At 65.1% G+C, this 13318-nt stretch carries 10 protein-coding genes; 8 read left to right on the top strand and 2 right to left on the bottom strand.

Annotation, left to right across the window (positions count from 1 at the left end):
* Positions 1 to 338: 338 nt before the first annotated feature.
* The 3 genes from CVN68_RS11740 to CVN68_RS11750 are packed head-to-tail and all read left to right on the top strand — an operon-like array spanning position 339 to position 3471.
* Positions 339 to 1079 (top strand): 3-keto-disaccharide hydrolase, encoded by a 741-nt coding sequence (locus CVN68_RS11740; protein ID WP_158298846.1) that lies wholly within the window; start codon positions 339 to 341, stop codon positions 1077 to 1079.
* Positions 1076 to 2782 carry a GMC family oxidoreductase gene (locus tag CVN68_RS11745; protein WP_100282371.1) on the top strand — a complete coding sequence of 569 codons (1707 nt, stop codon included), beginning with the start codon at positions 1076 to 1078 and terminating at the stop codon, positions 2780 to 2782. Before CVN68_RS11740 ends, CVN68_RS11745 begins: the two co-directional genes overlap by 4 nt.
* The gene (locus CVN68_RS11750; protein ID WP_100282372.1) at positions 2779 to 3471 is read left to right on the top strand and encodes a gluconate 2-dehydrogenase subunit 3 family protein; all 693 of its coding nucleotides are present in this window, start codon (positions 2779 to 2781) and stop codon (positions 3469 to 3471) included. Before CVN68_RS11745 ends, CVN68_RS11750 begins: the two co-directional genes overlap by 4 nt.
* 194 nt (positions 3472 to 3665) lie before the next feature.
* On the opposite strand, the gene CVN68_RS11755 is transcribed toward CVN68_RS11750, so the two are convergent.
* Complete coding sequence (locus CVN68_RS11755) at positions 3666 to 6674, bottom strand: TonB-dependent receptor (RefSeq protein ID WP_100282373.1); 3009 nt, start codon at positions 6672 to 6674, stop codon at positions 3666 to 3668.
* Between the two features lie 277 nt (positions 6675 to 6951).
* On the opposite strand from CVN68_RS11755, the gene CVN68_RS11760 reads away from it, so the two are divergent.
* Genes CVN68_RS11760 through CVN68_RS11780 form a run of 5 tightly spaced genes read left to right on the top strand, consistent with a single transcriptional unit; the run spans position 6952 to position 12301 of the window.
* Complete coding sequence (locus tag CVN68_RS11760) at positions 6952 to 8391, top strand: 3-keto-disaccharide hydrolase (protein ID WP_100282374.1); 1440 nt, start codon at positions 6952 to 6954, stop codon at positions 8389 to 8391.
* A gap of 13 nt (positions 8392 to 8404) precedes the next feature.
* Complete coding sequence (locus CVN68_RS11765) at positions 8405 to 9718, top strand: Gfo/Idh/MocA family protein (RefSeq protein ID WP_100282375.1); 1314 nt, start codon at positions 8405 to 8407, stop codon at positions 9716 to 9718.
* A 17-nt stretch (positions 9719 to 9735) separates the two neighbouring features.
* Positions 9736 to 10578 carry an FAD:protein FMN transferase gene (locus CVN68_RS11770; RefSeq protein ID WP_100282376.1) on the top strand — a complete coding sequence of 281 codons (843 nt, stop codon included), beginning with the start codon at positions 9736 to 9738 and terminating at the stop codon, positions 10576 to 10578.
* Complete coding sequence (locus CVN68_RS11775) at positions 10575 to 11837, top strand: Gfo/Idh/MocA family protein (RefSeq protein WP_100282377.1); 1263 nt, start codon at positions 10575 to 10577, stop codon at positions 11835 to 11837. The genes CVN68_RS11770 and CVN68_RS11775 overlap by 4 nt, the downstream gene beginning before the upstream one ends.
* 26 nt (positions 11838 to 11863) lie before the next feature.
* The gene (locus tag CVN68_RS11780) at positions 11864 to 12301 is read left to right on the top strand and encodes a DMT family transporter (protein ID WP_100282378.1); all 438 of its coding nucleotides are present in this window, start codon (positions 11864 to 11866) and stop codon (positions 12299 to 12301) included.
* A 465-nt stretch (positions 12302 to 12766) separates the two neighbouring features.
* Here CVN68_RS11780 and CVN68_RS24185 read toward each other — a convergent pair whose 3' ends face one another.
* Entirely contained in the window at positions 12767 to 12892 is a 126-nt protein-coding gene (locus tag CVN68_RS24185) for a hypothetical protein (RefSeq protein ID WP_267893697.1), read from the bottom strand.
* Positions 12893 to 13318 lie beyond the last annotated feature (426 nt).

Consider the following 13318-nt stretch of genomic DNA (forward strand, 5'->3'; position numbering starts at 1 on the left):
ATTGGCAGCCTCTGTGCCCTGCCGGAAACGGCACGGCATCTGGATGATGAATCGCGTAGGCAGCGGCGAGCCGCTACTTGGCAGCCACGCGGTGTCCGAGCGAATGTCACATAATCTGTGCGATTGATGGCTACAGAGCGATCAGAGATCGAAGGAAATCTGCAGCAGAAACCAAAAAACAAAATTCGTTTATTATTGCGACCAAGTGGTCGTCGGAGTTACGGTGCCAAGCTGTGGTCGTTTCGCTTCACTGGCGCACAATTCTGGTGAATCGTGACGAGGCTGCGTTGTCAATGCGATCGCCCGCGTGGAGACGATCGCGCGATGGGAGAGACCTGATGCATAGATTGACCATTGCGGGCCTTTGCCTTTTTGAGGTGGTGACCACGCCCGCGCTGGCCGGCCAGAAGGCGGTCGCACCCAACACGCTCACGGCCAGCGAACGCGCCGAAGGCTGGCAATTGCTGTTCAACGGCAGCGACCTCGGCGGCTGGCGCTCCTTTGGCGGCGGTGCGGCGTCGCCAAACTGGGCGGTGCACGACGGGGCACTCGTTCTCACATCGAAAACCGGCGAGATGAGCGGGGGCGATCTTGTCACCGCCGACAGCTACGGCGCCTTCGAACTGGCGCTCGACTGGAAGGTCGAGCGTGGCGGCAACAGCGGCGTATTCTACCTTGCCCGCAACACGCCCGGGACGAGGAACATCTACGAGACCGGTATCGAGATGCAGGTCCTCGACAATGACGGGCATCCCGACGGGAAGATCCCGTCCCACCGCGCCGGTTCGCTCTATGATATCACGGTGCCGCGGCTTAGCGCGGCGCGCCCCGCCGGGAGCTGGAACCACGCGCGGCTGCGGGTCGAGCGGGGCCGTATCCGCCAATGGCTGAACGGCACGCTCACCGCCGACGTGCCCTTCGGCAATGACGCCTGGCGCAAGCGCGTGGCGGCGTCGAAGTTCGCCGCGATGCCGCTGTTCGGCACCTTCCCGAGCGGCGTGATCGGCCTGCAGGATCACGGCGAGCCCGTCGCATTCCGCAACATCAAGATCCGCAAGCTCGGCGCGAGCGCCCAATGACGGCGGCCCCGTTCGATCCCGCGGCGACGGCAGCCGATGTCATCATCGTCGGCTCGGGTGCCGCCGGGGGGATGGCGGCCTATAGCCTGACCAAAGCGGGTCTGCATTGCCTGATGCTCGAGGCGGGTCGCGACTATGACCCCCAGGCCGAAGTCAATATGTTCGCACCCGAGAGTGACGCTCCCCTGCGCGGGGCATCCACGCCCGACAAGCCGTTCGGCTATTTCGACGCGACCGTGGGGGGCGGTTGGGAGGTCGACGGCGAGCCCTACACCATGCGCGAGGGCACGAACTTTCGCTGGTACCGCTCCCGGATGCTCGGCGGGCGGACCAATCATTGGGGCCGCCACGTGCCGCGCTGGGGCCCTTACGATTTCAAGCCCTTCTCGCGCGATGGGTTGGGGGTCGACTGGCCGATCGGGTATGACGATGTCGCGCCATTCTACGACCGCGTCGAGCGGATGATCGGAGTAAATGGCGGGCGGATCGAGCTGGAGAACCATCCAGACTCGCCGCCGAGCTGCCTGATGCCGCCTCCGAAACCGCGTGTGCCGGAAATGCTCCTCAAGGCGACGTGCGAGAGCATGGGGATCCCGGTGCGGACGGCGCACACGGCGGTGATCACGCGCGACATGCCCGACAAGGTCGCACCGCGCAGCGCCTGCTTCAACGCGACACCGTGCACCCGCGGCTGCACGATCGGCGCGATGTTCCAGACTACGACTTCGTTCCTGCCGATGGCGAAGGCCACCGGCAATCTGACGATCGTCACCGATGCGATGGTCTCCAGGGTGACGATGGCAGGTGCGGGTCGCGCTGCGGGGGTCGAATATGTCGATCGCAAGACCGGCGCTCGCCACCAGGTCAACGCGCGGGCAGTAATCCTGGCGGCGGGAACCTGCGAGACGACGCGGCTCCTGCTCAATTCCGGCGACGGTCCCGCCGGCCTCGCCAACGCCTCCGGCCAGCTCGGGCGCAATCTCACCGATTCGACCGGCGCCTCGTTCCGCGCTTATGTCCCTGCGCTTGCCGATCGTCCGCGCTACAATGAGGACGGCATCGGCGGGCAGCACGTGTACATTCCGTTCTGGCTGTACGAGGAGCAGAAGCGCGGCGAACTGGACTTTGCGCGCGGTTATCATTTCGAGATCGGCGGCCGGTTCGGCATCCCGCCTGCCGCGGCCTTGCCGCGAGTCTGGGGAGCGGGGCTGAAGAAAGCAGTCCGCACGGCCTCGGGCGCGACGATCGGAATGACCTTGCGCGGCGAGATGATCCCCAACAAGGACACCTATTGCGAGATCGATCCGGGAGTAAGGGACCGGTTCGGCATTCCAGTATTGCGCTTCGCCTTCCGCTGGTCGCAGCACGAACTTAACCAGGTCGCGCACGGGCGGCGGACCGCGCATGCGGTGTTCAAGCGAATGAACGCCACGATCCTCGATCCCGAACTACCACCTGAAAAGCTGATCACCGCGGGTGGCGAGATCATCCACGAACTGGGCAGCGCGCGGATGGGCGCCGATGCACGCTCCTCGGTGGTCGACAGCTATGGCCAGACCTGGGACGTCACCAATCTGGTGTTGATGGACGGCGCGATCTTCGCCTCGGGAGCGCACAAGAACCCGACGCTCACCATTTTGGCGCTGGCGTTGCGCGCATCCGAGCGGCTTGCCGCCCGTTTCAAATCGGGAGCCTTCGCATGACGCCGTCGCGCCGCGAAACGCTGCAGTGGATGATGGCCGCGGCGGCGCTGCCGCTCGCCCGCTGGACGCCGCCCGCGATGGCGGCAGGGCACCCGCCACCGTTCACTGTCGTCGTGGACTGGCCTGCTGCGCTGCCACCGCCACCGCCGGCTCAGGGCTATGGCCGCGATCCGGACCTCATGGCGCCCAAGGTGACCTGGCCGCTGATTCTGAGCAAGGCGCAGCGCGCGACCGTCGACCTGCTGGGCGACCTGATCCTTCCTGCCGACGAGCGGTCGCCGGGAGCCGGCACGCTCGGCGTCGGGGCGTTCGTGGACGAGTGGATCAGTGCGCCTTATCCGACCCAGCGGAAGGACCGGGAGCAGGTGCTCGGCGGGCTGATCTGGCTCGAAGCGCAGAGCCGGGCACTACACGGAGCCGCGTTCGCTGCGATCACGCCGGCGCAGCGCGCCGGACTGCTCGATGCACTCACCGTTACGGCGCCGGTCGCCATGATGGCGAAGCCGGTCGCGTTCATGGACACGCTGCGCCATCTCTTCGTGCTCGGCTTCTACAGCCTGCCCGAAGGCAAGGCGGACATGGGCTTTATCGGCGACCAGCCGACACCGGGCGACTATCCGGGTCCGAGCCCGGAGGCGCTGACGCATTTCGCAGCCATACTCGCCGCGCTCGGTCTGGCAGTTTCATAATCCTGGAGCCATCCGGCGTCACATGCGCGATTCCCCGCTCGACTCCGCGCAGCTCGGCGAGGCGACACGCGCGGCCCAAGGTCCGACGCGCCGAACCAGCGCATCGTTTGAACCATCAGCATCACAACGGCCGTGCGATCGAGAGAGAACCGCGCGCGCGGACCCGCCAGGGGGCCAGCGCGCGCGGCAGAGCGTCAGAACTGAAAATTCACCGCCAGCGCGAAGGTGCGCCCGAAATACGCCGTGTACAGCGGGTCCTGCCGCACCGTGTCCACGGTCAGCCGATTGGTCTCGTTGGTGATGTTCGACACTTCGGCGATCAGCTTGATGTTGTCGTTGATGTTGTACGAGGCGGAGGCGTCGACGAAGATCGAGCTCGCGTTCGAGGTCGAGTCGGCGTCAACCGAGCCACTCGGCACCGCGGTAAGGAATGCCGCCCGGTAGTTCACCGTCGAGCGGATGCTGAACTTCTCGTCCTCGTAGTAGAGCGTCCCGCTCGCAGTCTCCGGCGACAGGCCGACCAGCGGCGCGGTGCGCGAGAGCGTAGGCGAGATGACGTAGTTGATGTTCGAGCGAACGCGCGTGTAATTGCCGAGCGCACCGAAATTGCGCAGCGCTCCCGGCAGAAAGCGGAACGGCAATTGCAGGTTCAGCTCGAACCCGCGCAGCGGCCCGCCTGGCGTGTTGTTGCGGCGCTGGACGGTGAACTGGTCGGTCGGGCGCAGCTGCGTGCCTTCGAGCAGCGTCAAGGGCAGGCCGATGTCCTGGAACGCGACCTGCTGGCTCGTCGTTTGGATGTAGCTTTCGATGTTCTTGTAGAAATAGGCGACCGAGAGGAGTGAGCCGGGGGCGAAATACCATTCAAGCGCGGCGTCGAACGTGTTGGCGCGGATCGGCTCGAGGAACGGGTTGCTGAACGACGCGGTCTGGATGACGAGGTTGGCAGATCCTGCCGGTATCAGATCTCCGTAGGACGCACGTGATATCACGCGAGCGGCGGACGCACGGGCGATGAGCTTGGGTGTTATGTCCAGCGCGAAGTTTGCTGACGGCAGCCAGTCTTCGTAGCTGCGACCGACCTGCGAGATGACGAAGCGTGAAGGGTAAGGCGATCCGGCCGGCGCGGCGGCGGTGATCGGACCGTAGGTGTCCAGCCTGGTATGGACGTAGCGCACTCCGGCATCACCGCGCAGCGTGAAGGGCAATGTGTTCTCGGTGTTGAACTTGAACATCCAATAGCCCGACCAGTATTTCTCCTCGACGCCGCCATAGGTGCCCTTCGCGCACTCGACGTTACAGTAGACGTAGCTGTCCAGGTTGACCACGCTACGGAACTTGTCGGGATCGACAGAGACGAAATCCTGCAGCTGCCCGTCGAGATTCTTGCCTACCCCGCTGGTCACCGTGGTGAAGCTCGACAGCGCGACGCCGGCTGGCAGGGCAAGCGGGGTGCCGGTGGCGAGCTGCCGCTCGCGCGCGGTGTATTTGTTGGTGCGATACTGCCCGCCGGTCTGCACCGTGAAGCCGGGCGCGGCCTTCCATTCGGTGTTCAGCTCGAACGTCTTGCTGGTGATCGTGTTACGACGGATGAAGTTCGACAGCTGGCCACGCTGGTCGCCGTTCGCAAGTGGCGGGCCGTACTGGAACAGCGCCGCGTTGGTGGTGTCGATCCCGTAGTCAATCTTCGGGATATCGGGGTTGTCGCGAAAATCGATCGAAAAGTTGCGGCTATCGTTCGAATCGATCGCCACCTGCAGGCGATTCACATCCAGTTTCGACTCGTTGATGCCGGCCAGGCCGAAGACGCGGAAGCTATCCGAGAAGCGGTGGTCCACGTTGAGATTCACTTGCCGGTAGGTCGAGGTGAACCGCTCGTCCTGCATCTCCGAACGCAAATCGACGCCATCGAACAGGCCGTGGATCAGCGACCCGTTATCATCGACCTCGATCTCGCGGACGGACGTCAGCGGCTGCCCGTTGTTCGAAATCGCGCGGCCGAACGAACGTGCGTCGAACATCTGGTCGAGCCGGTTAACCTTGAAGCGCGAATAGAGACCGTCGATCGAGATGTCGGTATCGGCGCTCGGCTTCCATTGCAGCGTCAGCGTGCCGGCGAGACGCTCCTGATTCTGGGTGCTCTTTACCGGTCGCGGCAGACGCGGCAGGTAAACGCCGCCCCCCGGACGGCCGTTCACGCCGGTGCGGCTCATGATATAGTCATAGGCTGCCTGCGTGCTGGTGCGCGGATTGCCGGTGCTGCAATTGTTAGCGTCCGAGCCGATCGGCGTGCCGTTAGGCTGGGTGTAGCCGACCACGGGGCTCGCCACCGGCGCCCCTTTGTAAACGTACCCGATTGGTGTGCAGAACGGGAAGATCACGCCGGCATTCGCCGTGCCCGCAGGCTGCGCCAGACCGTAGAGGGTGGTCGGCACCACATCGACGGCCGAATAAGCGTATTCCTCGATGTGACGCTTCGAATAGGCGATGCTTCCCAGCACGCCCAACGTGTCGCCGAACTTCTTCGAGATCAGCGCCGACAGCCGCGGGTCGGCTTTTTTGCTGATGTCGTTATAGATGCCGCGCGCGGTGCCCGAAAAGACGAAGTCGTTCTTTTGATCGAGTGGCTTGGGCGCGCGCAGATCGACCGTCGCGCCCAACGAACCTTCCTCGACATCGGCGGACAACGTCTTGCGGACCGACAGCGAGGAGAAGATCTCGGTCGGGAAGGTCACGAAGTCGAACGAGCGCCCGGTGGCGACGCCGCCGCGGATGTCGGTGCCACTAACCTGCGACACGCCTTCCATGCCGTTGATGCGCACTCGGGTGAACTGCGCGCCGAGGCCGCGGACCGATATGTTGCGGCCCTCGCCGCCGTCACCGCGCGACAGGGCGACACCCGGGATGCGCTGCATCGATTCGGCCAGGTTGCTGTCCGGGAACTTTCCGATGTCCTCCGCGATAATCGAATCAACGGCAGCGGTCTCCTCGCGCTTCAGGTTGAGCGCATTGTCGAGGGAGGCGCGAAAGCCCTGGACGACGATATCCTGTTCCTGGGCTCCTGGTGCGGCAGATTCGGCTGCCTGTTGATTGTCCTGTGCAGGTGCCTCGGGAGTCGTCTGACCTTGCGCCGAGGCGGCAGACAGGAGGCCTGCCAGGCTAGCCGAGACAAGCAGCCCGGACCTGTAGAAGCGATCGCGACTCATTCCCCTCTCCCATTGACCCGGGGACATCGGCAGTTTCCGCGCCCGGGAGTGTCGTCGGTATTCCGTTTTTGTTTTGCTTTATGTTGGGATTGCTATCATGGTCATACCACATTGGCAATCACGGCAGCGGGGGACTCGACGATTTGGTCTGGCCTCTTGTCAAATCGGGGCTCTTTCAGGCGGACGCGGTGCAATATAGATGTTGCAAGTGGCCTGACCAATATCAATCTGCGGAGACGCGTCGATAGACGCGCGCGGCACAAGGCGAGGATGTGAGATGGCGTCAGGAATAGCGCAGCGCTCGATTTCGGGATCGGGATTCCGCAAATTGGTCTGTTCGGTGACGGCCGGCCTGCTGGTCGCTACGCTCGCGAGCTCTGCCGCGGTGGGGCAGGAATCCGCACCCTGGCGTGCGCTGACCCCGGTACCAGGCCTGGCCGGGTGGCACGTCACCGGAGGCAATGCGAAGTTCGAAATCGAGAACGGCGAGCTCGTTGGTCGCGCTGCGCCGGGGTCGACGAACAGCTGGCTGGTGTCGGACACCGGCTATGGCGATTTCATCCTCGAATTCGACGCCAAGACCGATCCGAAGCTCAATTCGGGGGTGATGATCCGCGGGCAGAGCCGGCCCGACTATCGCGGCGGAGTGGTGCACGGCTATCAGGCCGAGATCGATCCCTCGGCCCGGAGCTGGAGCGCCGGCATTTACGACGAGCAGCGCCGTCAATGGCTCTATACGCTCGGCCGCAACGATGCCGCGCGAAAGGCCTTTCGGCCCGGCGACTGGAACCATTATCGAGTCGAGGCGATCGGCAATCGCCTGCGTACCTGGCTGAACGGCGTGCCGGCGGCCGACATCGCCGACAACACCGACGCACGCGGTTTCATCGCGTTTCAGGTGCACGCGATCTCCGACACCGAAGCGAGCCGGCAGCCCGAGGTGCGCTTCCGCAACGTTCGGATCATCACCAATGCGCCGTCGCGTTTCGCCTCCAAAGCGACACCGCTCGAACAGCAGGGATGGCTGGCCAATCAGCTAACCGATACCGAGCGGCGCGCCGGCTGGAAACTGCTGTGGGACGGCAAGACGACCAAGGGATGGCGCAGCGCGAGGGCGACGGACTTTCCGAAGAAGGGCTGGTCGATCCGCGACGGGGTGCTGTCGGTCGACGGTGCCGACGGTGCGGAGGCGACCAATGGCGGCGACATCATCACGACGCGCGCCGACTATCGCGACTTCGAGCTGTCGCTGGACTTCCGGCTGACCCCGGGGGCCAATAGCGGTATCAAATATTTCGTCGACCCCGACCTCCTCAAGGGAGAGGGTTCGGCGATCGGCCTCGAATTCCAGCTGCTCGACGATGCGCGGCACCCCGACGCCAAAATGGGCCGCGACGGCAACCGCACACTCGGATCGCTCTACGACCTGATCACCGCGCGCAACCTTTCCGATCCCGACAGCACGAACAAAAGGTTCAACCCGCCTGGCGAATGGAACCGCGCGGTCGTCGTGAGCCGTGGCCGCCATGTCGAGCATTGGCTCAATGGCTACAAGGTGGTCGAGTACGAGCGCGGGTCGCCCGATTATCGCGCGCTGGTCGCGCAGAGCAAATACGCGAAATGGCCGAATTTCGGCGAGCGCGATGCGGGACCGATCCTGCTGCAGGACCACGGCAACCGCGTCGACTTCCGCTCGGTCAAGCTGCGCGAATTCTGAGAGGAGGAGGCCGATGCTGAATCGCCGGACGATGATCAAAGGCGCGGGCGCGACGCTGGGGGTGGCGATGAGCGCAAAGAGCTATGCGCGGATCAACGGCGCGAACGATCGGCTGCGCGTGGCAGTGGTCGGCGTGAATGGCCGCGGACAGGCGCATATGAGCGCCTTCACCAAGCTGCCCAATGTCGAGATCAGCCATCTGGTCGATGTCGATTCACAGATACTGGCGAAGCGCGCGGCCGAATTCACTGCCAAGGGGCACAGGGCTCCGCAGACCGAGCGGGACTATCGCCGGCTGTTCGATCGCAAGGCAGTCGACATCGTCACAGTCGCGACGCCCGACCATTGGCATGCCAAGCTGGGCATCGACGCGATGGATTCGGGCCACCACGTCTATCTCGAAAAACCGATCGGCATGGCGCCTGCCGAGGGCGAGGCGCTGATCGCGGTGCAGCAGCGCACTGGCCGCAAGCTCCAGGTCGGCAACCAACAGCGATCGAGCGCCGAGACGCAGCAGCTCGTCGCTTTGGTCAAGGCCGGCGAACTGGGCAATGTCTACGAGGCGCAGACCTGGTACGCGAACAACCGCGTGTCGATCGGGCGCGGGCACGAAGTGGCACCGCCGGCGCATCTCGACTGGGACTTGTGGCAAGGGCCGCGGCCGCGCGGACCCTATCGCTCCAATCTCGTGCCCTACAACTGGCACTGGTTCTGGAAATACGGGACCGGCGAGACCTGCAACAACGCGATGCACGAACTGGACGTGGCGCGCTGGGCAATGGGTCTGGAGTTTCCCGAGACCGTGACTGCGCGCGGGTCGCGCCAGTTCTTCCGCGGCGACGATTGGGAGATGTACGACACGCTGACGCTCGACCTGGCCTATGCCGAAGGGCGCACGATCCGCTGGGACGGCAACAGCTGCAATGGCATGCTGCGCTATGGCCGGGGTCGCGGGGTGCTGCTGCTCGGGACGAAGGGCTCGGCGGTGGTCGATCGCAACGGCTACGAGCAGTTCGATCTCGCGGGAAAACTGGTGCGCGAAATGAAGGCCGCGGCAACATCGGAGACGACCGGTACGGTGGGAGAGGGCGCGCTCGACATCTATCATGCCGGCAATCTGGTCGACGTGATCCGCGGCCGCGCGCCTGCGCTCGCTTCGCCGGTCCGCGAAGGGCATATCAGCACTGCGCTTTGCCACCTTGGCAACATCGCCTATCGGACCAATTCGCAGCTCTCGCTCGACGTTGCGACGGGCAAGCCGAAGGGCTCGGACGCGATGAAGCTTTGGTCGGTGGACTATCAGCCCGGCTGGGAGGTCAAGGCCTGACTGCGCCGGGGATTCCGATGTATGTCGAGCGGTTCGCGGCGATGGGCACGCGGTTCGAGCTTCACCTGTTCGGTAACGCCGACCCCGCCGTGGCGCGGGCGGCGCGGCGAGCGATCGAGCGCGCCGACGACGCACTGACCATTCATCGTCCGTCCCCGGTCACTGCGCTCAACGACTGCCTGCTGGCGGGGCGTCCCTGCCAGGTCGACGATCCGCTGTTGCTGGATGCGCTTGTCGAGATCGAGGCTGCCCAGGGGTTGGCGCTCGGGCTGTTCGACCCGGCCGCCGATGTCGCGCGCCCCGGGGCGGGATGGGGCGCGGTTGTTTTCGATCGTCAGGCGGCGCGTGTCGCGGCGTCGCTGCCACTGGCGTTCGACTTCGGCGGGTTCGGCAAGGGTTTCGCGCTCGATCGGGCCGGCGATGTTCTACGCGACGCGGGGGTTGCCTCGGCATTTTTGTGCGCGGGCGAAAGCTCGATCGCCGTGATCGGCGCGCATCCGCTCGGCGGCGGCTGGCCGATCACGATTCCGCACCCGCTCGATCCCGAACGAACGCTGGTCGAGTTCGAACTCCGCGACGAAGCGCTCTCGATTTCCTCCACGGTGGGCGCCGGCACAGACGCGCCCGAGCGCTCGCCGATGCTCCGGCCGAGCGACGGCTCGCAGGTGACGGCGGCACGCACGACGGTCGCGATCGACCGCTCTGGCGCGCGTGGCGAAGTGATGAGCACGGCACTGCTGGTCGCCACCGATGCGCAGGCCGAATGTCTGCTCGACCCCGCGCAAGGGCGTCGCTTTCGATTCAATTTCAGTCCCGAGCCGGTGATGCCCGCTCACGCGTACGAGGTGGTTCTGCAATGACCGACAAGGATTTCGACCTGACGCGACGCGCGTTCCTCGACCACGTGCTGATCGCGACGGCCGGCGCAGGAATGAGCGCTGCCGCGCCTTGGGCGGCCTCTGCGGCGGCGGCGGAACCGCTCCAGCGCGATCGCGTGCGGCTCGGCGTGATCGGGACCGGTGATCGCGGCAGGACCCTGATCCGCAACATCCTCAAGACCCGCAACTGCGCCGTTGCGGCGGTGTGCGACACTTTCGAGCCGCATCTGGCGAAGGGGCGGGCGCTCGTCGCTGCCGGCACGCCGGCCTTTGCCGATCACCGCGCGATGCTCGACGCCGGCGGCCTCGACGCGGTCGTCATCGCCACGCCGCTCGACAGCCATGCCCCCCTCGCGCTCGACGCATTTGGTGCCGGCCTGCACGTGTGGTGCGAAAAGGCGATGGCGCGCACGATCGCGGATTGCAGTGCGATGGTGAAGCAATCGCAGGACAGCCGCAAGGTGCTCCAGATCGGTCATCAGCGTATGTTCCACCCGACCTATCTCGCCGCGCTCAAGCGGGTGAAGGCAGGCGAGATCGGCCCTGTCACCCAGATCCGGGCGAGCTGGCACCGCAACACCAGCTGGCGGCGTCCGATCCCGCCCGGCAGTACCGATCGCAAGATCAACTGGCGCCTGTACCGCGACGCGTCGGCCGGGCTGATGACCGAGCTGGCGACGCACCAGCTGCAGATCGGCAGCTGGTTCCTCGACGCGGCGCCGACCCGGGTGATCGGCTCGGGCAGCATCTGCTTCTGGAAGGATGGGCGCGAGGTCTATGACCATGTCGCCTTGGTCTACGAATATTCGGACGGTCGCAAATTCGTCTATACCTCGCTGCTCAACAATGCCCGCTATGGCTGCGAGGAGCAGATCCAGGGCAGCAAGGGCACGATCGAGCCCGAGCTCGGCCGGATCTATCCGGAAGTGCCGCCCAAGGTCCTCGCGCTCCAGCGCATGCAGGAGGACGTCAAGCGGGGGCATAAGCGCACCATCCCGATCGGCGGCGCCACCTGGTTCCCCGAGCTGCCGGTAACCACGCCGGGAGAGTTGCTCGGCTGGGGCGAATATGACGAGACGATGCTGCAGTTCGAGGGGTTCGGCGAGGCGGTGCGATCCGGCAAGCCGCTGCCGGGGATGCTCGCGCAGGCCTATCAGGCCAGCGTCGCCTCGCTGCTCGGCGAACAGGCGATGGATCGGGGCGAGGCGATGACCTGGCCGGGAGATCTGGTCCGCGTCTGACGAATCCCGCATAGGGCCGATTACCGATGCAGAACCTGCTGCCTGTCCTCCTGACTCTGATCGCCGGCCTGTGCGTCGCCGTGCAAACCCCCAGCAACGCCATGCTCGCTCGCAGCACGGGCTCCTTGTGGCTCGCTGCTTCCGCCTCGTTCCTCGGTGGAACGGCGCTGGTGCTCGCGATCTGGGCGGTGGTCGACCGGACCCCGCTCGTCACGATCCGGCAAGCGCCACCCTGGGCATGGATCGGCGGATTCTACGGTGCGTTCTTCGTTGCCGCGGTCGCGTTCTCCGCGCCGAGGCTTGGTCTTGCCCTGACCCTGACGCTCACCATCGCGGCCCAACTCACCGCCGCGGTGGTGTTCGACCATTTTGGGGTGCTGGGCCTCGACAAGACGGTGGTCACGCTTCCACGGATCCTGGGCGTAGCGTTCATCCTCGCAGGGGTGTTGCTGGTGCGAAGGTAAACGCAGTGGAGTGTATTACTTCGCGGCGCCGCTTCGCTCCACTACGAGCCCCGAACGCGATCAGTGCGGCAGCGATTCGTGCAGAAGGTCCTGAAAGCCGTCGGTCCGCTAACGGCCCAGCTCCAGCCGTAAGAACTGCCGGGGCAGCAACGCGCCTAAAGTCGGCCATCCGAGATGCTCGCGGCGTCGCCCGAAAGCAGTCGTCCGTTCATCAGCCGGCCAACGTCTGCTAACGACATGCGAACCGAGCTGCGACCGGCCAATCTTCGCGAGTGATCGAATTGCGGGCCTGCAAGGACGGGCGTCTCCGAATCCTCATCGGTTTAAGGCCGCGATTTCTGCGCATGAGCACTTGTCTCGCGGGGACACCATCTACGATAGGTGTTCGCGCAGATGGAAGAAGCTCGATGGTTCTCGGCTGGTCCGCACCGCGTGCGATCCGGCAGGATGATCCGCATATTCGGTTCACCCCCGACCCGAGAGCTCGTCGTCGAGATCGTCGGCGAGCCCGGCAAATGGATGACGCCCGCGGCGCTTGTTGACCTGCAGGACGCCTGCCGGACCGTGGTGGTAGCATGTCTTGCCGGGCAACAACTCGATTACGGCCTGTTCGCCGGGGTTGGCGATGCCTGGGACCGCTCCGTCAGACCGGCCGATCGGCGAGAGGGCGTAGCGTCAAGATCTCCCGACCCTTATAGGACCGCCCCGCTGCCGATATTACGTAGGCCCAGATCGCCTCGTCCGGGTCGCTCAACGCGATCCGCACCATCCTGCGAAGGGTGCCTTGGCCAATTTCCTCCATGGGATAGAGCGACACCTCTTCCGGCCAGTCTGCGCGAGACCTGAAAAGCCGTGCGGACAGGTTGGCGTCGGGTAACGTCATGCGACGTTAAAGCACCTCTCTGCCGAAACCAGTCAAGTCCGCCCCCGGCCCGAGGGGATCTTACCCCCAAGCAGGAATATGCCTTACTCAGCGCAGCCGCGGCTGCATGTCTCCCTATGGGCGGCCCTCCGTCG

This window comes from Sphingomonas psychrotolerans, assembly GCF_002796605.1.
GTDB classification, from domain to species: Bacteria; Pseudomonadota; Alphaproteobacteria; order Sphingomonadales; family Sphingomonadaceae; genus Sphingomonas; species Sphingomonas psychrotolerans.

Excerpts from the sequence above, each read along its gene's own strand:
- CVN68_RS11740 (WP_158298846.1), top strand. The coding sequence starts at position 339 with ATGCATAGATTGACCATTGCGGGCCTTTGCCTTTTTGAGGTGGTGACC.
- CVN68_RS11745 (WP_100282371.1), top strand. The coding sequence starts at position 1,076 with ATGACGGCGGCCCCGTTCGATCCCGCGGCGACGGCAGCCGATGTCATC.
- CVN68_RS11750 (WP_100282372.1), top strand. The coding sequence starts at position 2,779 with ATGACGCCGTCGCGCCGCGAAACGCTGCAGTGGATGATGGCCGCGGCG.
- CVN68_RS11755 (WP_100282373.1), bottom strand. The coding sequence starts at position 6,674 with ATGAGTCGCGATCGCTTCTACAGGTCCGGGCTGCTTGTCTCGGCTAGC.
- CVN68_RS11760 (WP_100282374.1), top strand. The coding sequence starts at position 6,952 with ATGGCGTCAGGAATAGCGCAGCGCTCGATTTCGGGATCGGGATTCCGC.
- CVN68_RS11765 (WP_100282375.1), top strand. The coding sequence starts at position 8,405 with ATGCTGAATCGCCGGACGATGATCAAAGGCGCGGGCGCGACGCTGGGG.
- CVN68_RS11770 (WP_100282376.1), top strand. The coding sequence starts at position 9,736 with ATGTATGTCGAGCGGTTCGCGGCGATGGGCACGCGGTTCGAGCTTCAC.
- CVN68_RS11775 (WP_100282377.1), top strand. The coding sequence starts at position 10,575 with ATGACCGACAAGGATTTCGACCTGACGCGACGCGCGTTCCTCGACCAC.
- CVN68_RS11780 (WP_100282378.1), top strand. The coding sequence starts at position 11,864 with ATGCAGAACCTGCTGCCTGTCCTCCTGACTCTGATCGCCGGCCTGTGC.